Raw genomic sequence first — 24,625 nt, forward strand, 5'->3', positions numbered from 1 at the left:
GTGATAGATATTAGACCATTGATGATAACCAATACAAGTCATACTATTACGCCGTTCTCGATATGAACACGAATGCCAGTTGCGGATAATAGAAATGATATTTAAATCTGTTTAGGCAAATCCCCGGAGCTTGAAATGAAAACTGTTTCGATAAAACACACTTACTGGGATATAGCTGCTGATATCTATTTCCCTGACGATTTTAATAGTGAAAAAAAGTATCCTGCCATTATCAGCGCCCATCCAATTGGAAGCTGCAAAGAACAGACATCGGGTAGTGTGTATGGTGCCGCCCTGGCAAAAGCTGGCTTTATCGTCATTGCTTTTGATGCCAGTTTTCAGGGAAGCAGCGGTGGGGAACCGCGTTATCTGGAAGATCCAACAATGCGAGTAAAAGACTTCAGCATTGTCGTTGATTACCTTACCACCTTACCTTACGTTGATGCCGGGCGTATTGGTGTACTGGGTATTTGTGGTGGAGGTGGATATGCCATTAATGCCGCAATGACAGAACGTCGAATTAAAGCTATTGGTACTGTCACGGGTGCAAACTACGGGCGTCTTATGCGTGAGGGATTTACAGCGTTTAATCCTATCGGAGCACTCGAAGCAATGGCGCAACAAAGAACAGACGAAGCTAACGGCGCAAAACTTCGCGTAGATGATTTACTCCCCTCTTCTCCGGATGCAGCTCTTGAAGCGGGATTAACAGAAATAGACCTTTTTGAAGCCACAGAATATTATCGTTCGCCACGAGGCTGTGCACCTAATGGGGTAAATCGTTCGCTATTCTCACATCAGACTGTTGCCGTGGGTTGGGATGCATTTCATCTTGCAGAAGTCCTGTTAACTCAACCAATAATGGTTGTGGTGGGCGATAGAGTGGGCGCATTTGGTGCCTACCGTGACGGCTGCGAAATTATTGGCCGCGCTGCCTCAAAACATAAAGAGCTGGTCGTGGTTGAAGGTTATTCACATTACGACCTGTATGATAAGCCAGAACCTGTGAAACAGGCACTCGATAAATTAATTCCTTTTTATAAAACACATTTGTAATAATTTTACAGGGAGATTCCTTATCTCCCTGACATTTATCCTTTATTGACTACACAACAATAATAAAATTACTCAAAAAGAAATTTCATTAAAGAAACAAAAAAGCAGCAACTCAATTATTAAGATTATTAGAAACCCTTTGAAGGGATTATAAATAAAGCCAGAAATCTTGGTTCCAAAGCTGGCAACAACTAACCAGTTAAAACATACGCATCAAAATCAGATAAACATTTGAGGTATTGTTATGACAAATAAACACCCATCATTGTTTTCTCCTTTTATGCTGACAGAAAAAATAAAGCTACGTAATCGTATCGTTATGGCCCCTATGACGACCTGGTCAGCGAATCCTGATGGAACCATCTCTGAGCAAGAACTCGAATTTTATAAACGCCGCTCACAAAATGTTGGTTTAGTAATAACAGGATGTACCTATGTCACGCCAAGCGGCATTGGGTTTACTCATGAATTTGCCGCATATGACGACCGTTTCATTAACAGCCTTGAAAAGTTAGCAGCGGCAGCCCAAAGTGGGGGGGCTCCGGCTATTTTGCAGATTTTCCACGCCGGTAATAAAGCCATCCCGGAGCTTGTACCAAATAACGATGTTATTAGTGCCAGCGCATCAAGCGTAAAATCTGGTGACTTTATGAAGAGAGTGGTACAAAGCAGGGAAATGACTGAAAACGAAATTCAGGAAACCATTAGAGCATTCGGAGATGTCACAAAAAGGGCGATTAAAGCAGGTTTTGATGGCGTTGAACTTCATGGTGCGCACGGATTCCTTCTGCAGAATTTCTTCTCCCCTCTATTTAACCAGCGTAATGACCGATGGGGAGGAGATCTTGAAGGACGTATGCGCTTCCCGCTGGCCGTATTACAGGAAGTAAAAAATGTAGTCTATGAATATGCGACAAAGCCCTTTGCTATCGGTTACAGAATATCTCCTGAAGAATCTGTAACAGGGGGGCTGCGGATAGAGGATACTTATAAACTCCTTGATCGGCTCATTTCATCCGGTATTTCGTATATACATACCTCGCTGGTCAGTATTAACGATAGCTACCCTGTTGAGTCGCCAAATGGCCCCCGAACTATTGAATTGATTTTAAATCATATTGCAGGCAGAGTGCCGGTAATCGCTGCAGGTAAAATACGCACACCGTCTCAGGCTCAAGAAGCAATTTCCACTGGCCTGCCACTTGTTGCGATCGGTAAAGGGCTGGTGATAAATCCAGAATGGGTGACTTTAGCTGAATCAGGTAGAGGCCATGAAATTCAAACAACCCTTAATCCACAACTTGTTCCTGAATTAACCATTCCGGATAAACTATGGGATCAAATTCAGGCATCGAAAGGAACTGGCTGGTTTCCGTTAATAGATTAAATATCTATTACTCTCCCGAGAGTAAAACTATCAAATCAATGAGTAACCGATACAGTCTCGCAAATTCTTTCAGATAATTAACCCGTCACTGCGGCACGTTCTCTCGTAAGGCGTGCCTGCAGTGTAATCCAGTATGTATCCAGCATAGTTGACGGTTTAATAGAACTCAATTCCTCGCCCAGGTCACCAACAACGATATCTTGTATAACACCCCAGGAGATACGACATTATGATGAGATGCGATATGCTCCTCAGCACCAATCAACGCCCGGACTGGGCCAGTTTTGAGATCAGACTCATTCCCGGACTGACTTCAGGCGACATATATCAATGACGTTGGGGCAATAAAAGATAGCCGATGTAATACATCTATTCAAATTTGTGATACATATCAAAAAATTGGTTGACCAAACTCGTTATTTATATAAGGGCACTTACGAAGTGCACTCTTTTTTAAAGCGAGGAAGTACCAATGAAAGAGAATAAAGTACAGCAAATCAGTCATAAACTGATTAATATCGTTGTTTTTGTCGCAATTGTAGAATACGCCTATTTATTTCTCCATTTCTATTAATAACGGCAATAAACTGTTCACTGCAGTGATATTTAAAATATGCATCCTCTCCCTTTTTTGTAAGTAATTATTATATCCGTGGGAGAGGAATACACGCTGTCAGGTAATCAATCAAACTGCGATAAATCATCGGCCAGTAAAGTGGAGATAGCCTCCATTCTCGAAAAATTCATACTCTCAGCGAAACCATCATCAATCACTCATCCAGGCGTTTATGAGAGCGTCGCCAATGGCTGCTAACAATACCAGACTTCTCCGTTGCGGAAATTCCACATCCTACAAATAGTCACAGGGATTGGGTGTTGAAATGATCCGGATGAGCATGTATCTTTGCGGTTATGTTATAACATAACCGGTAAAAATGATGAAACCCAATATCCATCCTGAGTATCGTACTGTGGTGTTCCATGACACCAGTGTTGATGAGTACTTTAAAATCGGCTCGACTATCAAAACAGACCGTGAGATTGAGCTGGATGGCGTAACGTATCCGTACGTAACAATTGATGTCTCTTCGAAATCGCACCCGTTCTATACAGGGAAGCTGAGAACAGTGGCATCAGAAGGAAATGTTGCACGGTTCACCCAACGTTTTGGTCGTTTTGTTAGCACGAAAAAGGAGGCATGATGAAAGTCCTTAACTCTCTGCGTACCGCAAAAGAACGCCATCCAGACTGTCAGATTGTGAAGCGAAAAGGACGGCTGTATGTGATTTGTAAATCTAATCCACGTTTTAAGGCCGTTCAGGGTCGTAAGAAAAAACGTTGATTTAAAATTCGACGAATTAACGATATTTGTCTGATTAATAATCAGACCGGATTAATGTTGGTGTATTTATTACACCAGCATTAATTTTCCTGGGGATGTATCTTCCTGTTCATTTAAGGTCAACTGCCTGACGTTTCTCTCCGAATATTCCATTATATTAATGTTGACGTGTTGACCAGCTTCGCCCCTGTATGCTGGCATCAACCCTCTTTTAGACTGAACACGCCATCAGTCTCCTCCCTTTGCGGCGCAGCCTGCATTTTCACTCAAACTGTTAAGATGATAAATGTGGTAAATCTGTTGGTACTAACATAAAAACGTTTACGCCACAGGAACAGCCTGATCCACCGGTAACCCCGTCGCTGACGTTCGAGTGCCAGTTAGAGTAATGCGCACAGATGACTGAATGCAGTGCCCTGACAAAGAGGCCATCGTTCCTGTGACAGCTGGCAGCCTTCGTTTAACTTCACTTAATTTGGCTCTTGGGGGACTTACCGAACAGATGACGTACTTATACCCGTTCAATTTTCCATCACTTATTGTAATGAACACCTATAACCATTTTGTGCGGCATGTTAATCCATTAAAATATCTTACTGATTGGCAAATCATCTTCAATGACAGCTCATAATAGTTTTATATTCTATCCCTTACCCTTAAAACTTGTTTTTTTACTAGTCCATCACACAGCGCATTAAGACTATTCCTAACACTTCAGGGCAAAGTTCCTGACCAATATAAAATGCAAGTAAGAAATGAACGTTATATTGCCAATAACCTTATGAAACTAAATGTCTTTTTCTTCTTATCAAAAAAGCAATATTTTCAGTTTTTCTAAATATTGACTTAACCATTGAATTCCTTTTCCGTTCACATATTGACACTCATCGGGAAAAAAACATAAATTTAAGCCCAATCGAAAATAATTAAACTTAATCTCGTTTAACCTTTATTGATATGTACTACGTATCTTATTTACCTCCGGTTTACTAAGGAAACTGAATGCACCTGTAAAAATTACAGGTTTGGAAAGTAGTGACATGGCAAAGTGATTACAGCAGGGACTATGAGGTTAAAAACCATATGGAATGTCAAAACCGTTCTGATAAATACATCTGGTCTCCCCATGACGCCTACTTCTATAAAGGACTATCTGAACTGATAGAGGATATCGACAGATTAATTTATCTATCGCTGGAGAAAATCAGAAAAGATTTCGTGTTTATCAATCTCAATACGGATTCTTTAACTGAGTTTATAAACCGTGATAATGAATGGTTATCCGCGGTAAAGGGGAAACAGGTCGTATTGATTGCGGCCAGAAAGTCAGAAGCCTTAGCAAATTATTGGTATTACAACAGCAATATTAGGGGCGTGGTATACGCTGGACTGAGTCGTGATATTAGAAAAGAACTGGCCTATGTGATTAATGGCAGGTTCCTGAGAAAAGATATTAAGAAAGATAAAATCACTGACCGGGAAATGGAAATTATCCGCATGACGGCTCAGGGAATGCTGCCTAAATCGATTGCCAGAATTGAAAATTGTAGTGTGAAGACAGTGTATACCCATCGGCGTAATGCAGAGGCCAAGCTGTACTCAAAATTATATAAGTTGGTTCAGTAAACTCCAGGCAAGTTAGTTTTAAAAATGACTCACCGGGACTTCATGTCCTCAATTCAACTCGGGAAGAAAAGCAATGAAAAAAAAGGTTCTGGCAATAGCTCTGGTAACGGTGTTTACCGGCATGGGTGTGGCGCAGGCTGCTGACGTAACAGCTCAGGCTGTAGCGACCTGGTCAGCAACAGCCAAAAAAGACACCACCAGTAAGCTGGTTGTGACGCCACTCGGTAGCCTGGCGTTCCAGTATGCCGAAGGCATTAAAGGTTTTAACTCACAGAAAGGTCTATTTGACGTGGCTATCGAAGGTGACTCAACGGCTACCGCCTTTAAACTGACCTCACGTCTTATCACCAACACATTAACCCAGTTGGATACCTCAGGTTCCACACTGAATGTGGGCGTGGATTATAACGGCGCGGCAGTCGAAAAAACTGGCGATACCGTGATGATCGATACCGCCAACGGCGTACTGGGCGGCAACCTTAGCCCGCTGGCTAACGGTTACAATGCCAGCAATCGTACCACCGCACAGGATGGTTTCACCTTCACCATCATCAGCGGCACCACCAATGGTACCACCGCAGTAACCGATTACAGCACTCTACCGGAAGGCATCTGGAGCGGCGACGTTAGCGTACAGTTCGACGCGACCTGGACCAGTTAATCTCTCTGATGTACCAGCAGGGGTAGCCCCCCTGCTTTATTCCTGGACGGAATTGTTATGAAAAAGCACCTTCTGCCTCTCGCTCTGCTGTTTTCCGGAATATCTCCGGCCCAGGCGCTGGATGTCGGCGATATATCATCGTTTATGAACAGTGACAGCAGCACGCTGAGCAAAACGATCCAAAACAGTACCGACAGTGGCCGCCTCATCAATATCCGTCTCGAACGGCTCTCTTCACCGCTTGACGACGGGCAGGTTATCTCAATGGACAAGCCGGATGAGTTGCTACTCACTCCCGCTAGCTTGCTGCTACCCGCCCAAGCCAGCGAAGTGATCCGCTTCTTCTATAAGGGACCAGTAGATGAGAAAGAGCGCTATTACCGCATTGTCTGGTTCGATCAGGCCCTCAGTGATGCGCAGCGCGATAATGCCAACCGCAGCGCTGTAGCCACTGCTTCCGCCCGCATCGGCACCATTCTGGTCGTCGCCCCCCGCCAGGCGAACTACCGCTTTCAGTACGCCAACGGCTCCCTGACAAATACAGGAAATGCGACGCTGCGGATCCTCGCCTACGGCCCCTGCCTGAAAGCCGCCAATGGTAAGGAGTGTAAAGAGAATTACTACCTGATGCCGGGCAAGTCGCGTCGTTTTACCCGCGTGGACACGGCGGATAACAAAGGACGGGTTGCACTTTGGCAGGGTGATAAGTTCATTCCCGTGAAATAGATAGCTGTGCAGATGGATAACGACAATGCCTTTACGACGGTTCTCCCCAGGACTGAAAGCCCAGTTTGCCTTCGGCATGGTCTTTTTGTTCGTTCAGCCCGATGCCAGCGCTGCTGACATAAGTGCGCAGCAAATAGGTGGGGTGATTATTCCGCAGGCCTTCAGTCAGGCGCTCCAGGACGGCATGAGCGTCCCGCTTTATATTCATCTCGCCGGTAGCCAGGGTCGCCAGGACGATCAGCGAATCGGCAGCGCTTTTATCTGGCTGGATGATGGACAGCTACGCATCCGGAAAATACAGCTGGAAGAGAGTGAAGATAACGCCAGTGTCAGCGAACAAACTCGACAGCAGCTGATGGCTCTGGCGAACGCCCCGTTCAATGAGGCCCTTACCATCCCCCTGACTGACAACGCGCAGCTGGATCTCAGCTTGCGCCAACTGCTGCTGCAGCTAGTGGTCAAGCGCGAAGCGCTGGGCACCGTACTACGCTCACGTAGCGAAGACATCGGGCAGTCCAGTGTTAACACCCTCAGCAGTAATCTGAGCTATAACTTCGGCGTCTATAACAACCAGTTGCGTAACGGCGGGAGCAACACATCCAGCTATCTGTCGCTGAATAACGTTACTGCACTGCGCGAACATCACGTGGTGCTCGACGGCTCGCTGTACGGGATCGGTAGCGGTCAACAGGACAGTGAATTATATAAAGCGATGTATGAACGCGATTTTGCCGGTCACCGATTTGCCGGTGGAATGCTCGACACCTGGAACTTGCAGTCCTTAGGGCCGATGACCGCCATTTCAGCAGGGAAGATTTACGGCCTTTCCTGGGGAAACCAGGCCAGCTCCACCATCTTCGACAGCAGCCAGTCAGCCACGCCAGTGATCGCCTTTTTACCGGCGGCGGGCGAAGTACATCTCACCCGTGATGGGCGGCTACTAAGCGTTCAGAACTTCACCATGGGCAATCATGAAGTGGATACCCGGGGTCTACCGTACGGTATTTACGATGTGGAAGTTGAGGTCATCGTTAACGGTCGCGTGATCAGCAAACGCACTCAACGGGTCAATAAGCTGTTTAGCCGGGGGCGCGGCGTCGGTGCACCACTGGCGTGGCAGATATGGGGCGGTAGCTTTCATATGGATCGCTGGTCGGAAAACGGGAAAAAGACGCGACCAGCCAAAGAGAGTTGGCTGGCAGGTGCCTCGACCTCCGGCTCACTGAGTACGCTTAGCTGGGCGGCAACGGGATATGGATACGATAATCAGGCGGTGGGTGAAACCCGTCTGACGCTGCCGCTTGGGGGAGCGATCAACGTTAACCTGCAAAATATGCTGGCCAGTGACAGCTCATGGAGCAGCATCGGCAGCATCAGCGCCACTCTACCGGGAGGCTTTAGTTCGCTGTGGGTTAATCAGGAAAAAACCCGCATTGGCAATCAATTGCGACGTAGCGATGCCGACAACCGTGCTATCGGCGGCACACTCAACCTGAACTCACTGTGGTCGAAGCTGGGCACATTCAGCATCAGCTACAATGATGACCGCCGTTACAACAGCCATTATTACACGGCAGATTACTATCAAAGTGTCTACAGCGGTACCTTTGGTACGCTTGGCCTGCGGGCCGGTATTCAGCGCTATAACAACGGCGACAGCAGCGCCAATACAGGAAAATATATCGCTCTCGATCTCTCGCTACCACTGGGCAACTGGTTTAGCGCAGGGATGACCCATCAAAACGGCTACACCATGGCAAACCTGTCAGCACGCAAGCAGTTTGATGAAGGGACCATTCGCACTGTTGGTGCCAATCTGTCACGAGCCATCTCCGGCGATACCGGTGATGACAAAACCCTCAGCGGTGGAGCGTATGCACAGTTCGACGCTCGTTACGCCAGCGGAACGCTGAACATCAATAGCGCGGCGGACGGCTACGTCAATACCAACTTGACCGCCAATGGCAGCGTCGGCTGGCAGGGTAAAAACATTGCTGCCAGCGGGCGGACTGATGGCAACGCTGGGGTGATATTCAACACCGGGCTGGAGGACGACGGTCAGATCAGCGCCAAAATCAACGGGCGGATTTTCCCGCTTAACGGCAAGCGTAACTATCTCCCGCTCTCTCCCTATGGAAGATATGAGGTGGAGTTACAGAACAGCAAAAACTCACTCGACAGTTACGATATCGTCAGCGGTCGCAAAAGTCATCTGACTCTCTATCCAGGCAATGTCGCTGTCATTGAGCCAGAGGTGAAGCAGATGGTTACCGTCTCCGGTCGTATCCGTGCGGAAGACGGCACACTGCTGGCTAACGCACGGATTAACAACCATATCGGCCGAACCCGAACCGATGAAAACGGCGAGTTTGTCATGGACGTGGATAAGAAATACCCCACTATCGATTTTCGCTACAGTGGCAATAAAACCTGCGAAGTGGCACTGGAACTCAGCCAGGCGCGCGGTGCCGTCTGGGTCGGTGATGTGGTCTGCAGCGGCCTCTCATCGTGGGCGGCGGTGACGCAGACAGGAGAAGAGAATGAGAGTTAACCTACTGATAGCGATGATAATATTTGCGCTAATCTGGCCTGCAACCGCGCTCAGAGCTGCAGTGAGCAAAACAACCTGGGCGGATGCACCGGCAAGCGAGTTTGTGTTTGTCGAAAACAACTCAGACGACAACTTTTTCGTCACGCCTGGCGGGGCGCTGGATCCGCGCCTGACCGGTGCCAACCGCTGGACCGGTTTAAAATACAATGGTTCAGGAACCATCTATCAGCAAAGCCTCGGCTACATTGATAACGGTTACAACACCGGCCTTTATACCAACTGGAAGTTTGATATGTGGCTGGAAAATTCACCAGTTTCATCTCCTTTAACTGGCTTGCGCTGCATCAACTGGTACGCAGGGTGTAATATGACCACCAGTCTTATCCTGCCGCAAACCACCGACGCCAGTGGATTTTATGGCGCGACGGTGACCAGCGGCGGCGCGAAGTGGATGCACGGCATGTTGTCAGACGCGTTTTACCAGTATATGCAACAAATGCCCGTCGGCAGCAGCTTTACAATGACCATCAATGCCTGTCAGACCTCTGTGAACTATGACGCCAGCAGCGGCGCGCGTTGTAAGGATCAGGCCTCCGGCAACTGGTATGTTCGCAATGTCACCCATACGAAAGCAGCAAATCTGCGGTTAATAAATACCCACTCGCTGGCGGAGGTATTTATCAACAGCGACGGAGTACCGACTCTGGGCGAAGGGAACGCCGACTGCCGGACGCAAACCATCGGCAGCCTTTCAGGATTAAGTTGTAAGATGGTCAACTACACCCTGCAAACAAACGGACTCAGCAACATCTCAATCCATATATTCCCGGCGATCGCCAACTCGTCGTTAGCCTCGGCCGTCGGGGCGTACGATATGCAGTTCAGTCTGAATGGCAGTTCATGGAAACCGGTGAGCAATACTGCCTATTACTACACCTTCAACGAGATGAAGAGCGCAGACTCGATCTATGTTTTCTTCTCGAGCAACTTCTTTAAGCAGATGGTGAACCTCGGGATCAGCGATATCAACACCAAAGATCTATTCAACTTTCGCTTTCAGAACACCACATCACCGGAGTCTGGCTGGTATGAATTTTCTACCTCCAACACGCTGATTATCAAACCCCGTGATTTCAGCATCAGTATTATCTCCGATGAATATACTCAGACACCGTCGCGGGAGGGATATGTTGGCAGCGGCGAGTCGGCACTCGATTTCGGCTATATCGTAACCACCAGCGGTAAAACAGCTGCCGACGAAGTGCTGATCAAGGTGACCGGACCCGCGCAGGTGATTGGCGGGCGCTCCTATTGTGTCTTCAGCTCCGATGACGGTAAGGCGAAAGTACCGTTCCCGGCGACGCTTTCCTTTATTACCCGCAACGGAGCTACAAAAACCTACGATGCCGGGTGCGATGATAGCTGGCGGGATATGACCGATGCGCTGTGGTTGACCACACCGTGGACTGATATCTCTGGCGAAGTGGGGCAGATGGATAAGACCACAGTCAAATTTTCGATTCCAATGGATAACGCCATTTCGCTGCGTACGGTAGATGATAACGGCTGGTTTGGCGAAGTCAGCGCTTCAGGAGAAATTCATGTTCAGGCGACGTGGCGTAACATTAACTAAGGCCCTGCTGACAGCGGTCTGTATGCTAGCGGCACCTTTGACACAGGCGATTTCGGTCGGCAATCTGACATTTTCGCTGCCGTCCGAGACTGACTTTGTCAGCAAACGTGTAGTGAATAACAACAAAAGCGCACGGATATACCGTATTGCCATCAGTGCTATCGATAGCCCGGGCAGCAGTGAATTGCGCACCCGACCGGTGGATGGTGAACTGCTTTTCGCCCCCCGCCAGCTGGCGTTGCAGGCTGGTGAGAGCGAGTATTTTAAATTTTACTATCATGGTCCACGGGATAACCGCGAGCGCTACTACCGGGTCTCATTTCGCGAGGTCCCCACTCGCAACCAGACAAGACGTAGCCCGACCGGCGGCGAGGTCAGCACGGAGCCGGTGGTGGTGATGGATACCATTCTGGTAGTACGACCACGTCAGGTTCAGTTTAAATGGTCCTTCGACAAGGTGACAGGAACGGTAAGTAACACTGGCAACACATGGTTTAAGCTACTGATTAAGCCAGGATGTGATTCGACCGAAGAGGAAGGCGATGCCTGGTATCTACGTCCGGGAGACGTAGTTCATCAGCCTGAGTTACGTCAGCTGGGGAATCATTATCTGGTCTATAACGACAAATTCATTAAGATTAGCGATTCCTGTCCGGCTAAGCCCCCTTCGGCGGACTAAGACTTATCCATCGGTCGAGGGAAGAACTCCACCTCAGAGACTCAAATAATCGTTTAAATGATGTGGACGCGATCGTCAATATCACCTGTAACGATGGGCTTTCTCATATGCACACCATAGTGTTCAGGAGACACGGAAAGGTACCAGGCAGCCTGCTAACGAGTGGTTTATTCACGAATTAGTACGTAAAATCGGTAAAGGCTGGAAATCATTCAATACTCACACTATCGAAAGTACACCAGCCAACCGCGGTACGTTCTTACATACGATGTACCGCTGTTCTCTTTACGATTTAAAGCTGTACTGGTGAATTATGAGCAATCTGAATCCATGCATGACGTGTGGTGCCTGTTGTGCATTTTTCCGCGTCTCTTTTTACTGGGCCGAAGCCGACGATGCTGGCGGTACCATTCCCGCCAGGCTCACTGAACAAATATCCCCTTTTCACCGATGCATGAGCGGTACCAATCAGAAAAACCCCCGATGTATTGCCCTTGCAGGAACCCCGGGCAAAAATGCCTGCTGCACGATATATAAAAATCGATCGTCCACGTGCAGAGAATTCGCCATGTCTGGTGAGAACGGAGTCGTCAATGAGGCTTGCAATCGTGCAAGAGCTAAATACGGGCTGACACCGTTATAAATATGCAATAATTAATTGCACTGCCCCGCCAGCTATAATCGCGGGGCTTCGTTTTTCAGGGATAACAAAACCCGAAACTTCTTCCATCTGCCAGCAACAATGCCTCTTCCTCTATAGTGTTCTCCGGATCTACAGCATCCTGAAGTAGCGCGATGTACTCACTGGCTATCTGCTTCAGAAAGTAAAAAGCAATGTTTTTAACCTATAAAAATGGCGCTGCATTTGCGCCATTTTTATTATTCAATGCATTATCTGTTTGAGCCTAAAGGGATCTCAGGGTCTGGCTCATGAGTAATTCTGTTTCGTAAATCTCTGCGAATAATTTCAATGGACCAGAACCAGACTAAATGTCCAAAAATTTCAGAAACATTCTCATACCACGGGAGATCAAACAGAGGTGGCGTCAGTCCCATGAGAGGGAATGAAATCATATGAACAAAAAGTTGGGCTAAAGCACCTGCCAGTAAGCCCTGCCAGAGTTTAATTTTTGGAAATACTTCAGCAACCACACAATAACCGACAGCAAACACTATCGAAAAGATAATGTGCGTAACGCCAACCCAGTTAAAGACATGCCCGGCAAAGGTATAAACAGCCGCATTGGGATCTGTCAGCCCTAGCCAGTCTCGAAGAAAAACATACGGAGGATTGAGAAAATTACGGGAGCAATCAATTTGCCCAGCAGCCCTGATTAATGATTCCGGGCCACACGCTGCATTAAACATATCCACCGGGCTACGTGGCGGCAATGGAACTTCAGCCCCCCACTTCACAAATGCGGAAACAACGCCAGCAATCAGCCCAATGAATGCAGCAAGACCATAACGTCTGCGGTTCGGTGGAGTTTGTTCAAATATATTCATATCTACCCTGCTTGTACCATTATGTTATACACCTCTTCAGGAGTATTCATAAAACAAGACAAATGTAAAGAACTGTATTGTTTTGTATAACAAGATAGTTTCCTAATCGCCAATGAATATAAGCACCATCATTTCTCCCTATTTTTATGTTAGAAGTGACAAAGATTTGTAGGGTGATGCAGAGCTGACAATCACAGGTTTCCTTATCGGTTTTTGCATCGCACAACTAAAGCAATAAACGAGCTCCCGTCATCGGCGAATATGAATTAATTAGCCGGGCTCATAGCTGCATTCGCGTTTTAAGAATAATCCTCCTGCTCTCACCGACTATGCTTAACGTTTAAAAAAGCATCAGCACTCTCGCAACGCTCTCTTATTTTCCCCTTTAGAATACCGGAGGCCTGGTATGAGCAACCAAGGCGAATACCCCGAAGATAATCGGGTTGGGAAGCACGAGCCGCACGATTTTAGTTTGACCCGTCGCGATCTGATTAAAGTCAGCGCCGCAACGGCGGCGACCGCCGTGGTTTATCCTCATTCTACGCTTGCAGCAAGCGTTCCGGCAGCTACACCCGCGCCAGAGATAATGCCCCTGACACTTAAGGTGAACGGCAAAACCGAGCAGCTTGAGGTGGATACCCGAACCACGCTACTGGACGCTTTGCGTGAAAATCTGCATCTGTTCGGTACCAAGAAAGGTTGCGATCACGGACAGTGCGGAGCCTGTACCGTGCTGGTCAATGGTCGCAGGCTTAATGCCTGCCTGACGCTTGCAGTCATGCATCAGGGGGCCGAGATCACCACCATTGAAGGCCTGGGTTCACCAGAGAATCTTCACCCCATGCAGGCGGCCTTTATCAAGCATGATGGCTTCCAGTGCGGCTACTGCACCTCCGGGCAAATTTGCTCATCAGTAGCGGTGCTAAAAGAGATTCAGGACGGCATTCCCAGTCACGTCACGGTCGATTTGGTTTCCCCTCCAGAAAGAACTGCCGATGAGATCCGTGAACGTATGAGCGGCAACATCTGTCGCTGTGGAGCATACGCTAACATCCTTGCCGCCATTGAAGACGCTGCGGGGGAGATAAAATCATGAAGGCGTTTACCTATGAACGAGTGAACACCCCGGCCGAGGCGGCACTTAGCGCTCAGCGCGTACCCGGCGCAAAATTTATCGCGGGCGGGACCAATCTGCTGGACCTGATGAAGCTGGAAATTGAAACGCCAACCCACCTTATCGATGTGAACGGGCTCGGGCTCGATAAGATTGAAGTGACCGACGCGGGTGGGCTGCGCATCGGCGCACTGGTACGGAACACCGACCTGGCAGCTCACGAGCGCGTGCGTCGTGATTACGCGGTACTCTCCCGCGCCCTGCTCGCTGGCGCGTCTGGTCAGTTACGTAATCAGGCAACCACCGCAGGTAATCTGCTCCAGCGCACGCGCTGCCCCTATTTTTACGACACCAATCAGCCCTGCAATAAGCGCCTGCCCGGGAGCGGCTGCGCGGCACTTGAAGGCTTTAGCCGTCAGCACGCGGTGGTAGGCGTAAGCGAAGCCTGCATTGCCACCCATCCGAGCGATATGGCGGTCGCAATGCGGTTGCTGGATGCGGTGGTGGAAACCATCACGCCGGAGGGAAAGACTCGCAGTATCACACTGGCTGATTTTTATCACCCTCCGGGAAAAACGCCGCACATTGAAACCGCCCTGCTTCCCGGTGAGCTTATCGTTGCGGTGACGTTACCTCCGCCGCTCGGCGGAAAACATATTTACCGTAAGGTGCGCGATCGCGCCTCCTACGCCTTTGCCCTGGTATCGGTCGCAGCGATTATTCAGCCTGACGGCAGCGGGCGCGTCGCGCTGGGCGGAGTAGCACATAAGCCCTGGCGCATTGAGGCTGCGGATGCTCAGCTATCCCAGGGGGCGCAGGCCGTATATGACGCGCTGTTCGCCAGCGCCCATCCCACCGCTGAAAACACCTTTAAACTCCTGTTGGCGAAGCGAACGCTTGCCTCCGTACTGGCTGAAGCGAGGGCACAGGCATGAAATTTGATAAACCCGCAGGGGAAAACCCGATCGATCAGCTGAAGGTTGTCGGTCGTCCCCATGACCGCATCGACGGACCGCTGAAAACTACCGGCACGGCACGCTACGCCTACGAATGGCATGAAGAAGCCCCCAACGCCGCCTATGGTTATATCGTCGGTTCCGCCATTGCCAAAGGATGCCTCACCGCCCTCGATACGGACGCCGCGCAAAAAGCGCCGGGCGTACTGGCTGTCATTACCGCCAGTAACGCCGGGGTGCTCGGCAAAGGCGACAAAAACACCGCCAGGCTGTTAGGCGGCCCCACTATTGAGCACTATCATCAGGCCATTGCGCTGGTAGTGGCCGAGACCTTCGAACAGGCACGAGCGGCGGCCTCGCTGGTGCAGGCGCACTATCGCCGTAATAAAGGAGCTTACTCCCTGGCGGACGAGAAACAGGCCGTCAGTCAGCCGCCGGAAGACACGCCCGATAAAAATGTTGGTGACTTTGACGGGGCTTTCACCTCCGCTGCGGTGAAGATTGATGCTACCTACACGACCCCGGACCAGAGCCATATGGCGATGGAGCCGCATGCCTCGATGGCCGTCTGGGATGGAAATAAGCTTACCCTCTGGACCTCAAATCAGATGATTGACTGGTGCCGCACCGATCTGGCAAAAACGCTGAAAGTGCCCGTGGAGAATGTGCGTATTATCTCCCCGTATATCGGTGGAGGGTTTGGCGGCAAGCTGTTCCTGAGAAGCGATGCGCTGCTGGCGGCCCTCGCCGCCCGTGCGGTGAAACGTCCGGTTAAAGTGATGCTCCCCCGCCCCACTATTCCCAATAACACAACGCACCGCCCCGCCACCCTTCAGCACCTGCGTATCGGTGCCGACCAGAGCGGGAAAATCACTGCTATCTCACATGAAAGCTGGTCCGGAAACCTGCCCGGCGGCACGCCGGAAACGGCGGTACAGCAAAGCGAATTTCTTTACGCAGGGGCGAATCGTCATACCGGCCTGCGGCTCGCCACGCTTGATTTGCCGGAAGGGAACGCCATGCGTGCGCCCGGCGAAGCCCCCGGTCTGATGGCGCTCGAAATCGCGATCGATGAACTGGCGGAAAAAGCGGGCATCGATCCCGTCGAGTTTCGCATCCTGAATGACACTCAGGTTGACCCCGCCGACCCGACGCGCCGCTTCTCTCGCCGTCAGCTTATTGAGTGCTTGCGCACCGGAGCGGATAAATTTGGCTGGAAGCAGCGCAACGCCACACCCGGACAGGTACGCGACGGGGAGTGGCTAGTCGGCCACGGTGTTGCGGCGGGCTTTCGCAATAATCTGCTGGAAAAATCGGGTGCGCGGGTTCATCTCGAACAAAACGGCACCGTTACCGTGGAAACGGACATGACCGATATTGGCACTGGCAGCTACACCATTCTGGCCCAGACGGCAGCGGAAATGCTTGGCGTACCGCTGGAGCAGGTTGCGGTTCACCTCGGCGATTCCAGTTTCCCGGTTTCTGCGGGGTCTGGTGGACAATGGGGCGCGAATACCTCCACCTCCGGCGTTTACGCCGCCTGTGTGAAACTTCGCGAAATGATTGCCTCGGCAGTCGGGTTTGATCCTGAGCAGTCGCAGTTTGCCGACGGCAAGATTACCAACGGTACCCGAAGCGCCACGCTACATGAGGCCACCGCAGGCGGCAGACTGACAGCGGAAGAGAGCATTGAATTCGGAACACTGAGCAAGGAGTACCAGCAGTCGACCTTTGCCGGGCATTTTGTGGAGGTCGGCGTGCATAGCGCGACGGGAGAAGTTCGGGTCCGGCGTATGCTCGCTGTGTGTGCTGCAGGACGCATCCTGAATCCGAAAACTGCACGTAGCCAGGTCATTGGCGCGATGACTATGGGCATGGGCGCGGCACTGATGGAGGAGCTGGCGGTAGATGACCGTTTGGGCTACTTCGTTAATCACGATATGGCGGGGTATGAGGTGCCGGTTCATGCGGATATCCCAAAACAGGAGGTGATTTTCCTGGATGATACCGACCCCATCTCCTCCCCGATGAAGGCCAAAGGTGTCGGTGAGCTGGGCCTGTGCGGCGTGAGCGCGGCTATCGCCAACGCGGTGTATAACGCCACCGGTATTCGGGTACGGGATTATCCCATCACTCTGGATAAGCTGCTCGATAAACTGCCGGATGTGGTTTAAGGAGGAACAATGTCATACTCGCTTTTTGATAAAGACGAGCACTGGCATAAGCCAGAGCAGGCGTTTCTCACCGATGACCACCGGACCATTCTGCGCTTCGCCGTAGAGGCGCTAATGTCCGGTAAAGGAGCGGTGCTGGTGACGCTGGTGGAGATACGCGGCGGCGCGGCGCGCCCGCTCGGGGCGCAGATGGTGGTGCGCGAAGATGGCCGTTACTGCGGTTTTGTCTCTGGCGGCTGCGTGGAGGCCGCTGCCGCTTTTGAAGCGCTGGAGGTGATGGGCTCAGGCCGCGATCGCGAAGTTCGCTATGGCGAAGGTTCGCCGTGGTTTGACATCGTTCTGCCCTGCGGCGGTGGGATCACGCTGACGCTCCATAAACTACGCTCGGCACAGCCTCTGCTCGCCGTGCTGAACCGCCTGGAACAGAGAAAACCGGCGGGTCTGCGCTACGATCCGCAAGCTCAATCGCTGGTGTGCCTGCCCACGCAAACCCGGACGGGCTGGAGTCTCAATGGCTTTGAGGTGGGGTTCAGGCCATGCGTCAGGCTGATGATTTACGGACGTTCTCTTGAGGCGCAGGCAACCGCGAGTCTTGCAGCAGCCACAGGCTATGACAGCCATATCTTCGATCTTTTTCCGGCCTCAGCCAGCGCTCAGATCGATACCGATACGGCGGTCATTTTGCTGTGCCATGATCTCAACCGGGAGCTGCCAGTGTTGCAGGCCGCGCGAGAAGCAAAACCCTTTTATCTCGGCGCATTGGGCAGCTATCGAACCCACACTTTACGTCTGCAAAAGCTCCACGAGCTGGGATGGTCCAGGGAGGAGACAGCGCAAATCCGGGCACCCGTCGGGATATTCCCCAAAGCCCGGGATGCGCATACTCTGGCACTCTCCGTGCTGGCAGAAGTCGCCTCTGTACGTCTCCATCAGGAGGAGGATTCATGCCTGCCCCCGTCGTCCTGATCCTTGCGGCCGGGCGTGGAGAGCGCTTTCTCGCCTCCGGGGGAAATACCCATAAATTAAGAGAAAAATCTGCAGTAGCCGTTTTAGAAAATCACCTAAATCGTTTAAAAGAGCACCCAACCCATAGTGGGCGCTCATCGCCTTGTGTAACTTATTCAGCAACGCGCGCCCTCGCCGGACTAAAGCGCACCGGCCTTCTGGCGTGCGGTAACAAAGGTCAGTACGCCAGCGCAAAGGAGCAGCACGCTACTCATAGCAAACGTGCTCTGCCAGCCAAGGCGGTCAAATACGATGCCTCCTGCTGTTGATCCAAGGGCGATGGAGAGCTGAATCACCGCGACCATGAGCCCGCCTCCGGCTTCGGCGTTGTCAGGCAACGTACGCGCAATCCATGTCCACCATCCGGTTGGCGCGGCGGTGGCCAGCATGCCCCAGAGTCCTAACAGCAGCGAGACCGTCCAGACGTGATGCCCGGTCAGCATCAGACCGATAGCAATGACGGCCATCAGTCCGGGTATGGCCATCAGCGTGGGGTAGAATTTTCTGTTGAGAAATGCCGAAACAACCAGCGTGCCAATAAAACCGGCCACGCCGATAATCAGCAAAATCAACGACAAGCCTAAGGAATTAACCCGTGTCACCGACTCCAGAAACGGGCGCACATAGGTGAATAGTGCAAACTGCCCCATGAAAAACAGGCAGCAGGCTATCATGCCGACCACAACCATGCGGCGGCTAAATAAGCGGAATACCGCGCCACATGAAGTGTGGCTTTTATTCGCATCCATGCTTGGCAGGCTGATGCACTGCCAGATAAAGGCGACAACCGCGATGGGCACCAGGCACAAGAAAGCGCCTCGCCATCCGACCGTAGCCCCCAGATAGCTTCCCAGCGGTGCGGCCACGACCGTCGCCAGCGCATTACCGGCGTTGAAAATTGCCAGCGCACGCGTGACCTGATGCTGCGGCACCAGACGAATCGCCGTTGCCGCTGACATCGACCAGAATCCGCCAATAGCCACACCAATCATCGCACGACCGACCATATACATCAGATAACTGGAAGCCAGCGCAATAATAAGCCCCGATACGGCCATCAGAACCGTCATCCCCAGCAGCAGGAACTTACGATTCATCTTTCCAGCTAGCGTTGAAAGCGTCAGGCTGGTCAGAACCGCCAGCGCGCCGGAGATAGCAATCCCCTGCCCTGCCAGCCCCTCCGTCACGCCTAAATCGCGGGTAATCGGCGTGAGCAGGCTGACGGGCATAAATTCAGAAGCAATCAGCACAAACACGCACAGGGTCATGGCAAAAATACCGCCCCAGTATGCGCGCTGATGATGAGGTGATAGTGTTTGGCTTAGTGTCGACATAGTGAAATTTCACAAAGATCAGGATAAAAGCCACCAGCCTATGGCCGGTGGCTTTGCATCAATTCAGGAGAGGTTTTATTTCAGTTTGGTCTGGAAAAATTGTTCGAACTTCGCGAAAGGTATTTTTCCGGCCACGTTATCGTACAGGTCCACGTGATTTGCCCCTGGTACCACCACCAGCTCTTTGTCGTTACTGCCAACCACCTTGTAAGCATCTTCAGCAAAATAGCGTGAATGCGCTTTCTCACCGGTCACAATCAGCGTCGGGATGGTGATTTCACTGGCGTAGCTCAACAGCGGCATATTCATAAATGACAGCGGCATCGTTGCCGTCCACGCCCCGGTAGAGTTAACGGAACGTTCGTGGAAGCCGCGCGGCATGCGATAGTAGTCAAAGAACTCTTTCAGTACCGGATGAGGATTTGCCGGCAGCGTTTCTGGCAGAATGCGCTCGCCCGCACTGACCTTGCCGTTGCTGTCGACATTAATATCATGACCACCGTGAGCGAACGTTCCGCTCTGCGCATCCTTCCAGCGCTGTTCATTCAGATATTGCAGAACGGCACGACGGTCGGCGGTAGAATAACGGTCTTTGCCATCCCCCACACCATGACCCATCGCCCGGCTCATGTCATACATCACGCTGGTAGCTACCGCTTTAACGCGGGTATCCATCGCCACGTCGTTCAGCGCCATGCCGCCCCAGCCACAAATACCGAGCAGCCCGATACGGTTGCGATCTACCTCTTTTTGCAGCCCTAAGAAATCCACCGCCGCGCTGAAATCTTCAGTGTTGATATCCGGTGAGGCGACGTTTCGCGGATAGCCGCCGCTTTCCCCGGTGTAAGAAGGATCGAACGCCAGGGTAACAAACCCTCGTTCCGCCAGCGTCTGCGCATACAAGCCGCTGGATTGCTCTTTCACCGCGCCAAATGGCCCACTGACCGCAATCGCCGCCAGCTTGCGATCGCCACGGTCTTTAGGCAGGTAAAGATCGCCCACTAAGGTGATGCCATATCGGTTCGGGAACGAGACTTTACGGTGATCGACTTTCTGGCTCTCGGCGAACGTTTTATCCCATTTATCTGTCATGGACACAGGGGCATTAGGATTGGTTGAATCAGCATAACTCATTGTCGTGACTCCACTTAATGATGCGAAAAGCAGCATGGTCGGCATCGCGGTTTTTAGCGTGCGGGTGAAGGCTTTCATAAAAATCCCCATAAAAAACAACAGAGAGATACAGGTTTCCGACGGACAACGCTGCGGTGCTTTACTTTGATGGGGTCATTATAGTGAGCAGAATTAGTGCTGATTAGGGGGCGATTAATGCTAAGATTAATACCATATTGTTATAAATTAATGCGGAGATTGCCGGCATGAAGGGGGGATGTTTCAATGGCGAAAAGGGAGAACTACAACGAGCTGTACCTGTTTATGCAGGTGGTGCGGGAAGGCAGCTTTACCGCAGCGGCTCAGCGGCTGGGTCTTGCTCAGTCAGGAGTCAGCCGTTCTGTTCGCGAGCTTGAAGAAAGGCTGGGCGTCCAGCTGCTAGTGCGCACCACGCGTAAACTGTCGCTGACACAAGCAGGCGAGCAGCTCTACCAGAAGACGGCATCTGGATTTGAAATGTTAGATCTTGGGCTTGCCACGCTGGCGCACTATCGAGAGACGCCCTCCGGCACGGTGCGTATCAATGCCAGCCAGCACGCGATTGATAAATGCCTGCTGCCAAAGCTGGCGGTATTTAAACAGAGATATCCTGATATCCGGCTTGAACTGATAAATGAGAGCCGGTTCGTCGATATCATCGAGGAAAGATTCGATGCAGGTGTCCGCCTGGGGCCTGAAGTCGGCCAGGGTATGGTCGCGGTACGCATCACGCCCGATATGGAGATGGCAATTGTGGGGACTCCGGAACATTTTCGTCGCTATGGTTTTCCGCAAACCCCGGCGGATTTAAAGGCGCATCCCTGTATCGCCTATCAGTTTGCCGACGGCAGCGTATACCAGTGGGAACTCAATCAGGATGATAAAAAAATCACTCATCGCCCTGAAGGGCAATGGGCCTTATCCGACAGCTATATGGAAGCAGAAGCAGCCCGGCTGGGCCTCGGATTGGCCTATGTTCCTGTTGAACTGGTCGCGGATGATTTAGAACACGGTAAGCTTATCAGGGTGTTGCAGCGTTACAGCCTGCGAATGGAGGGATTGTTTCTCTATTACCCTCATCGCAACGTCTCCCCCGCCCTGCGGATGGTCATTGATACATTGAAAATCTGAACGTTAATAACGACCGACTCTTCACTGTGCAAAATTGTGTCAGGTAGTCCCTCTGCATTCAATTCCAGGGTCTGCTTTGAGCGAGAAAGAGAGGACTATCCAGCAATGGAGATCACCCAAAAGAAAAAACCACCTGGCTCCCTCGACAACCTTCATCCGGGCATTTAGCCTCAATCAACATTTTTATATCTGTCAGGTTACTTCATTATGAAAACTGATCATTATCGTTGTTTTTGTTGCAATAGTAGAATACGCCTATTTATTCCTCCATCTCTATTAATAACGGCAATAAACTGTTCACTTCACTGATATTTAAAATATACATCCTTTTCCTGCTTTCAAGTTGCTCAGCGGCGTAAGAAAACGTATTAAATATGAATTCGACGATTTAACCATTTCTGTCTGATTGGTAATCATCTGTGATTAATGCTGGTCTATTGATTACGCCAGCATTAACCGCTTAGGGATGTATTCTTCCTGTTCATATAGCCCTCGAAAAAGAGAGAAAATAAAACTGTGTCCAATATTAATTTACCACTCCAGACCGAAGCATCGGTGGGATTAGCAGAATGATCTGCGTCTGATGTTGAGGCTGGCTCTTGCCGGCGCAGGCATAACAATTGCCACTCAGGAAACTTTCAGGCCATATATTGAAAGCGGTAAGCTTGTATCGCTGCTTGATGACTTTCTTCCACAATTTCCGGGCTTCTATCTGTATTTCCCACAGCGTCGCAATATTGCACCAAAGCTCCGCGCCCTGATTGACCACGTCAAGGAATGGCGGCAGCAATTGGCTTAAATGTCTGCACCTGCACTGCCTGATGTCAGAACAGTATTTTGATGAATTGCCAGGGTTACAATGGCACAAATACGGCACAGGAGGAAAATGTGGTGTAATTGAATGTGAGGTAACTACTTGATTTAAATGGTGCGATAATAGGAACAATACACATAGGCGATAAGCTTTGTTTTTGTTGCCTTTTTTATTGTTCATTTTTTATAGATACCCCCAAAAGTACCCCCATATCTTTTTCCGCCCCTGAAATTTGGTTGTTATTCATACAGCATATCAGGCGGTAACGCTCTCCCTTTAACCCACTTATTGTATGATAGTGCTATCCCACAATAAGGAATCAGCCAGCCATGAGAATGACCAGTCGCAAAAAAGAGATACTTAGCTACTTTGAACCGGATAACCTCGAATGGGTGACTGGTGAGATTGGTGCGCCGCCGTTCGATGTGTCGGGTGTGGCCTACCTGCTTCATGGCATGGTGTCGTTCGATAAGCGTCACCAGCTCGAATCAACCCGGCGCACACTGGAAAGCATGGTTGCTGGTGGACTGCTTGAGCGGGTGACAGTGTATGAATCGCGCCAGATACGGCGCGGCGGTGATACTAACGCAACGGTCGTGCGCTACGGTTTACCCGGTCAGTGCGCTGTTATGCGCGATACTGGCGGCGCTGACAACGCAATATCAGGTGAATACATGCGGGTCAGTTAATAGCCTGCAATCTGTCGTTGATGCGGCTCAGGTCGTAAACCCGGCGTTCAATATCCAGCATCAGGAAATTGTGGATCTCGGCCTGCTCAGGATTATCAGACTCTCTGGCCTGTAATAGCAATTCATTGTAACCATGCAAGCCGCCTGAGTTTTCCGCCGGGGTGGTGCCTTTCCCACGCAGGCAGCTAATGGGCTGATTACTCGTATCGTGTGTTTGCTTCTCCAGCACAATGACGCAATCCCACCAGTCGCCAAAGTCATACGTGTAAACCAGCTTGTCACCCTCATTCTGGAGCGCCGCCCATAGTGGCGTGATTGCCGCGTTACCCATGCTTTCATCCTCACCCCATACGCGATACTCGCCACCTGGATCACCTTTACGCCCTTTCTCGAACATATACAGGTGTTCGTCATTCCAGCCAAAAGCTAACTGGATCACGGCATGAAGTTTACTAAAGGGGATTTGCTCTGGAACCAGCACACGCCGCCATATAGGTGGTTTGCTGTCTCGGATGGTTATCTTTAGCTGGTACATGCAAATCCTGAATAAATGCGAATCGGAAGGATAACGATACTGACGTACTCACAATTCTGTAAAGGTGAATAAAGGAAATTTGCTTAATACGCATAAGTTACATGTGGAATAATCCCATATCTACCTGCGCGGCGCTGGCTTCTTCCACTGGTAGGCAGGTGCTCGCATCATTTCGCGGAACCTGTCGCGCCGGGCTATATCGGCATTAACTGATCGTTCTATCTCCCGTTGATCTGCCTGTGTAAGCTGGTGGCCTCCGTGCTCAAGTTTGGCGATGGTCAATAAGGCTATTTCGCGTGGTGTCATACGTCATACCCTCTGGAAGGATGAAACACGCCCGGATTAAATTTCATTTTTCGCGGGTATAAAAAAACGATGGGGCGGGCAGTCCCGGATAGTCAGGGCTGTAGAGATTTGACTACCCCCTCCCCACTGGATTCAGGTTACTGCTATTCCGTTAAGCGCTGCTTACGGGGATAGCTGCGTTGTGATTTTGACCATTCAGGTCGCCGCTATTTCCTCACCGATTGGGTGCTACGCGCGCGCGTACTTGT

23 protein-coding genes and 3 pseudogenes are annotated in these 24,625 nt (G+C 50.7%); 20 read left to right on the forward strand and 6 right to left on the reverse strand.

From position 1 onward, the window contains the following. The first annotated feature begins 135 nt into the window (after positions 1 to 135). The 5 genes from ACJHXB_RS07890 to ykgO all read left to right on the forward strand — a co-directional run bounded on the left by ACJHXB_RS07890 (position 136) and on the right by ykgO (position 3,785). A complete protein-coding gene (locus ACJHXB_RS07890; RefSeq protein ID WP_000860029.1) occupies positions 136 to 1,056 on the forward strand; it encodes an alpha/beta hydrolase in 921 nt (306 codons plus the stop codon). A gap of 244 nt (positions 1,057 to 1,300) precedes the next feature. After that, positions 1,301 to 2,443 (forward strand): NADH-dependent flavin oxidoreductase, encoded by a 1,143-nt coding sequence (locus ACJHXB_RS07895; RefSeq protein WP_000182349.1) that lies wholly within the window; start codon positions 1,301 to 1,303, stop codon positions 2,441 to 2,443. Between the two features lie 472 nt (positions 2,444 to 2,915). Then, positions 2,916 to 3,017, forward strand: coding sequence for a small membrane protein YkgR (gene ykgR / locus ACJHXB_RS07900; RefSeq protein WP_000662258.1), 102 nt, complete (start codon positions 2,916 to 2,918; stop codon positions 3,015 to 3,017). Positions 3,018 to 3,381: 364 nt separating this feature from the next. After that, positions 3,382 to 3,645: a type B 50S ribosomal protein L31 gene (locus tag ACJHXB_RS07905; protein WP_000803997.1), complete on the forward strand. Its 264-nt coding sequence runs from the start codon at positions 3,382 to 3,384 to the stop codon at positions 3,643 to 3,645. Next, positions 3,645 to 3,785: a type B 50S ribosomal protein L36 gene (gene ykgO / locus ACJHXB_RS07910; RefSeq protein WP_000866436.1), complete on the forward strand. Its 141-nt coding sequence runs from the start codon at positions 3,645 to 3,647 to the stop codon at positions 3,783 to 3,785. The genes ACJHXB_RS07905 and ykgO overlap by 1 nt, the downstream gene beginning before the upstream one ends. A gap of 34 nt (positions 3,786 to 3,819) precedes the next feature. On the opposite strand, the pseudogene ykgL reads toward ykgO, so the two are convergent. Further along, a pseudogene (gene ykgL, locus ACJHXB_RS07915) lies at positions 3,820 to 4,045 on the reverse strand (protein YkgL). A gap of 823 nt (positions 4,046 to 4,868) precedes the next feature. Here ykgL and ecpR point away from each other — a divergent pair. From ecpR to ACJHXB_RS07950, 7 genes are all read left to right on the forward strand, one after another. Next, the gene (ecpR, locus tag ACJHXB_RS07920) at positions 4,869 to 5,411 is read left to right on the forward strand and encodes an ECP biosynthesis operon DNA-binding transcriptional regulator EcpR (RefSeq protein WP_001605081.1); all 543 of its coding nucleotides are present in this window, start codon (positions 4,869 to 4,871) and stop codon (positions 5,409 to 5,411) included. A 73-nt stretch (positions 5,412 to 5,484) separates the two neighbouring features. Then, complete coding sequence (ecpA, locus tag ACJHXB_RS07925; protein WP_000730974.1) at positions 5,485 to 6,072, forward strand: common pilus major fimbrillin subunit EcpA; 588 nt, start codon at positions 5,485 to 5,487, stop codon at positions 6,070 to 6,072. A gap of 57 nt (positions 6,073 to 6,129) precedes the next feature. Then, the gene (gene ecpB, locus ACJHXB_RS07930; RefSeq protein ID WP_000716405.1) at positions 6,130 to 6,798 is read left to right on the forward strand and encodes a fimbrial chaperone EcpB; all 669 of its coding nucleotides are present in this window, start codon (positions 6,130 to 6,132) and stop codon (positions 6,796 to 6,798) included. A 25-nt stretch (positions 6,799 to 6,823) separates the two neighbouring features. After that, positions 6,824 to 9,349: a fimbrial usher EcpC gene (gene ecpC, locus ACJHXB_RS07935; protein ID WP_001131071.1), complete on the forward strand. Its 2,526-nt coding sequence runs from the start codon at positions 6,824 to 6,826 to the stop codon at positions 9,347 to 9,349. After that, the gene (ecpD, locus tag ACJHXB_RS07940) at positions 9,339 to 10,982 is read left to right on the forward strand and encodes a fimbrial adhesin EcpD (RefSeq protein WP_001265652.1); all 1,644 of its coding nucleotides are present in this window, start codon (positions 9,339 to 9,341) and stop codon (positions 10,980 to 10,982) included. The genes ecpC and ecpD overlap by 11 nt, the downstream gene beginning before the upstream one ends. Then, complete coding sequence (gene ecpE, locus ACJHXB_RS07945; protein WP_097446874.1) at positions 10,951 to 11,661, forward strand: fimbrial chaperone EcpE; 711 nt, start codon at positions 10,951 to 10,953, stop codon at positions 11,659 to 11,661. Before ecpD ends, ecpE begins: the two co-directional genes overlap by 32 nt. 313 nt (positions 11,662 to 11,974) lie before the next feature. Further along, a complete protein-coding gene (locus tag ACJHXB_RS07950) occupies positions 11,975 to 12,304 on the forward strand; it encodes a YkgJ family cysteine cluster protein (protein ID WP_001303809.1) in 330 nt (109 codons plus the stop codon). A 248-nt stretch (positions 12,305 to 12,552) separates the two neighbouring features. Here ACJHXB_RS07950 and ACJHXB_RS07955 read toward each other — a convergent pair whose 3' ends face one another. Then, positions 12,553 to 13,167, reverse strand: coding sequence for a YagU family protein (locus ACJHXB_RS07955; protein WP_001019924.1), 615 nt, complete (start codon positions 13,165 to 13,167; stop codon positions 12,553 to 12,555). 406 nt (positions 13,168 to 13,573) lie between these two features. Between ACJHXB_RS07955 and paoA the strand changes: the two genes are divergently transcribed. From paoA to paoD, 4 genes are read left to right on the forward strand one after another with little or no spacing between them, the layout of a single operon-like run. Continuing rightward, positions 13,574 to 14,263 (forward strand): aldehyde dehydrogenase iron-sulfur subunit PaoA, encoded by a 690-nt coding sequence (paoA, locus tag ACJHXB_RS07960; protein WP_000070678.1) that lies wholly within the window; start codon positions 13,574 to 13,576, stop codon positions 14,261 to 14,263. Beyond that, positions 14,260 to 15,216, forward strand: a complete 957-nt coding sequence (gene paoB / locus ACJHXB_RS07965; RefSeq protein ID WP_000643332.1) for an aldehyde oxidoreductase FAD-binding subunit PaoB — start codon at positions 14,260 to 14,262, stop codon at positions 15,214 to 15,216. Before paoA ends, paoB begins: the two co-directional genes overlap by 4 nt. Next, complete coding sequence (gene paoC / locus ACJHXB_RS07970) at positions 15,213 to 17,411, forward strand: aldehyde oxidoreductase molybdenum-binding subunit PaoC (RefSeq protein ID WP_000667015.1); 2,199 nt, start codon at positions 15,213 to 15,215, stop codon at positions 17,409 to 17,411. The genes paoB and paoC overlap by 4 nt, the downstream gene beginning before the upstream one ends. Positions 17,412 to 17,420: 9 nt before the next feature. Further along, positions 17,421 to 18,377 carry a molybdenum cofactor insertion chaperone PaoD gene (gene paoD, locus ACJHXB_RS07975; RefSeq protein ID WP_000122402.1) on the forward strand — a complete coding sequence of 319 codons (957 nt, stop codon included), beginning with the start codon at positions 17,421 to 17,423 and terminating at the stop codon, positions 18,375 to 18,377. Positions 18,378 to 18,556: 179 nt separating this feature from the next. Here paoD and ACJHXB_RS07980 read toward each other — a convergent pair whose 3' ends face one another. Beyond that, a complete protein-coding gene (locus ACJHXB_RS07980; RefSeq protein WP_000171074.1) occupies positions 18,557 to 19,684 on the reverse strand; it encodes an MFS transporter in 1,128 nt (375 codons plus the stop codon). Between the two features lie 141 nt (positions 19,685 to 19,825). Beyond that, the gene (locus ACJHXB_RS07985; protein ID WP_122989386.1) at positions 19,826 to 20,884 is read right to left on the reverse strand and encodes an alpha/beta hydrolase; all 1,059 of its coding nucleotides are present in this window, start codon (positions 20,882 to 20,884) and stop codon (positions 19,826 to 19,828) included. Positions 20,885 to 21,148: 264 nt separating this feature from the next. On the opposite strand from ACJHXB_RS07985, the gene ACJHXB_RS07990 reads away from it, so the two are divergent. The 4 genes and pseudogenes from ACJHXB_RS07990 (at position 21,149) to ACJHXB_RS08005 (ending at position 23,536) form a co-directional block, all read left to right on the forward strand. After that, a complete protein-coding gene (locus ACJHXB_RS07990; protein ID WP_001119037.1) occupies positions 21,149 to 22,033 on the forward strand; it encodes a LysR family transcriptional regulator in 885 nt (294 codons plus the stop codon). A 211-nt stretch (positions 22,034 to 22,244) separates the two neighbouring features. Next, positions 22,245 to 22,313, forward strand: a pseudogene (locus ACJHXB_RS07995) (hypothetical protein); the annotation flags it as partial. A 288-nt stretch (positions 22,314 to 22,601) separates the two neighbouring features. Further along, positions 22,602 to 22,832, forward strand: a pseudogene (locus tag ACJHXB_RS08000) (LysR substrate-binding domain-containing protein); the annotation flags it as partial. A 344-nt stretch (positions 22,833 to 23,176) separates the two neighbouring features. After that, positions 23,177 to 23,536 (forward strand): hypothetical protein, encoded by a 360-nt coding sequence (locus ACJHXB_RS08005; RefSeq protein WP_001350215.1) that lies wholly within the window; start codon positions 23,177 to 23,179, stop codon positions 23,534 to 23,536. Here the strand turns inward: ACJHXB_RS08005 and ACJHXB_RS08010 are convergent. Both ACJHXB_RS08010 and ACJHXB_RS08015 read right to left on the reverse strand, forming a co-directional pair. Further along, entirely contained in the window at positions 23,529 to 24,071 is a 543-nt protein-coding gene (locus ACJHXB_RS08010) for a plasmid pRiA4b ORF-3 family protein (protein ID WP_410233481.1), read from the reverse strand. The two genes, ACJHXB_RS08005 and ACJHXB_RS08010, sit on opposite strands and share 8 nt — an antisense overlap. A gap of 120 nt (positions 24,072 to 24,191) precedes the next feature. Continuing rightward, on the reverse strand, positions 24,192 to 24,377 hold the full coding sequence (locus ACJHXB_RS08015) for a hypothetical protein (protein WP_000188903.1): 186 nt from the start codon (positions 24,375 to 24,377) through the stop codon (positions 24,192 to 24,194). Between the last annotated feature and the right edge of the window lie 248 nt (positions 24,378 to 24,625).

Source organism: Escherichia sp. WS3227_2 (assembly GCF_046486495.1).
Classification (GTDB): Bacteria; Pseudomonadota; Gammaproteobacteria; order Enterobacterales; family Enterobacteriaceae; genus Escherichia; species Escherichia coli.

Coding starts and splice junctions, on each gene's coding strand:
- paoA (WP_000070678.1), top strand. CDS start 13,574: ATGAGCAACCAAGGCGAATACCCCGAAGATAATCGGGTTGGGAAGCAC.
- ACJHXB_RS07905 (WP_000803997.1), top strand. CDS start 3,382: ATGAAACCCAATATCCATCCTGAGTATCGTACTGTGGTGTTCCATGAC.
- ACJHXB_RS07980 (WP_000171074.1), bottom strand. CDS start 19,684: ATGACCCTGTGCGTGTTTGTGCTGATTGCTTCTGAATTTATGCCCGTC.
- paoB (WP_000643332.1), top strand. CDS start 14,260: ATGAAGGCGTTTACCTATGAACGAGTGAACACCCCGGCCGAGGCGGCA.
- ACJHXB_RS07955 (WP_001019924.1), bottom strand. CDS start 13,167: ATGAATATATTTGAACAAACTCCACCGAACCGCAGACGTTATGGTCTT.
- ACJHXB_RS07890 (WP_000860029.1), top strand. CDS start 136: ATGAAAACTGTTTCGATAAAACACACTTACTGGGATATAGCTGCTGAT.
- ACJHXB_RS07895 (WP_000182349.1), top strand. CDS start 1,301: ATGACAAATAAACACCCATCATTGTTTTCTCCTTTTATGCTGACAGAA.
- ykgO (WP_000866436.1), top strand. CDS start 3,645: ATGAAAGTCCTTAACTCTCTGCGTACCGCAAAAGAACGCCATCCAGAC.
- ecpA (WP_000730974.1), top strand. CDS start 5,485: ATGAAAAAAAAGGTTCTGGCAATAGCTCTGGTAACGGTGTTTACCGGC.
- ACJHXB_RS08015 (WP_000188903.1), bottom strand. CDS start 24,377: ATGACACCACGCGAAATAGCCTTATTGACCATCGCCAAACTTGAGCAC.
- ecpB (WP_000716405.1), top strand. CDS start 6,130: ATGAAAAAGCACCTTCTGCCTCTCGCTCTGCTGTTTTCCGGAATATCT.
- ykgR (WP_000662258.1), top strand. CDS start 2,916: ATGAAAGAGAATAAAGTACAGCAAATCAGTCATAAACTGATTAATATC.
- ACJHXB_RS07985 (WP_122989386.1), bottom strand. CDS start 20,884: ATGAGTTATGCTGATTCAACCAATCCTAATGCCCCTGTGTCCATGACA.
- paoD (WP_000122402.1), top strand. CDS start 17,421: ATGTCATACTCGCTTTTTGATAAAGACGAGCACTGGCATAAGCCAGAG.
- paoC (WP_000667015.1), top strand. CDS start 15,213: ATGAAATTTGATAAACCCGCAGGGGAAAACCCGATCGATCAGCTGAAG.
- ACJHXB_RS08005 (WP_001350215.1), top strand. CDS start 23,177: ATGAGAATGACCAGTCGCAAAAAAGAGATACTTAGCTACTTTGAACCG.
- ACJHXB_RS07950 (WP_001303809.1), top strand. CDS start 11,975: ATGAGCAATCTGAATCCATGCATGACGTGTGGTGCCTGTTGTGCATTT.
- ACJHXB_RS07990 (WP_001119037.1), top strand. CDS start 21,149: ATGGCGAAAAGGGAGAACTACAACGAGCTGTACCTGTTTATGCAGGTG.
- ecpE (WP_097446874.1), top strand. CDS start 10,951: ATGTTCAGGCGACGTGGCGTAACATTAACTAAGGCCCTGCTGACAGCG.
- ecpD (WP_001265652.1), top strand. CDS start 9,339: ATGAGAGTTAACCTACTGATAGCGATGATAATATTTGCGCTAATCTGG.
- ecpC (WP_001131071.1), top strand. CDS start 6,824: ATGCCTTTACGACGGTTCTCCCCAGGACTGAAAGCCCAGTTTGCCTTC.
- ecpR (WP_001605081.1), top strand. CDS start 4,869: ATGGAATGTCAAAACCGTTCTGATAAATACATCTGGTCTCCCCATGAC.
- ACJHXB_RS08010 (WP_410233481.1), bottom strand. CDS start 24,071: ATGTACCAGCTAAAGATAACCATCCGAGACAGCAAACCACCTATATGG.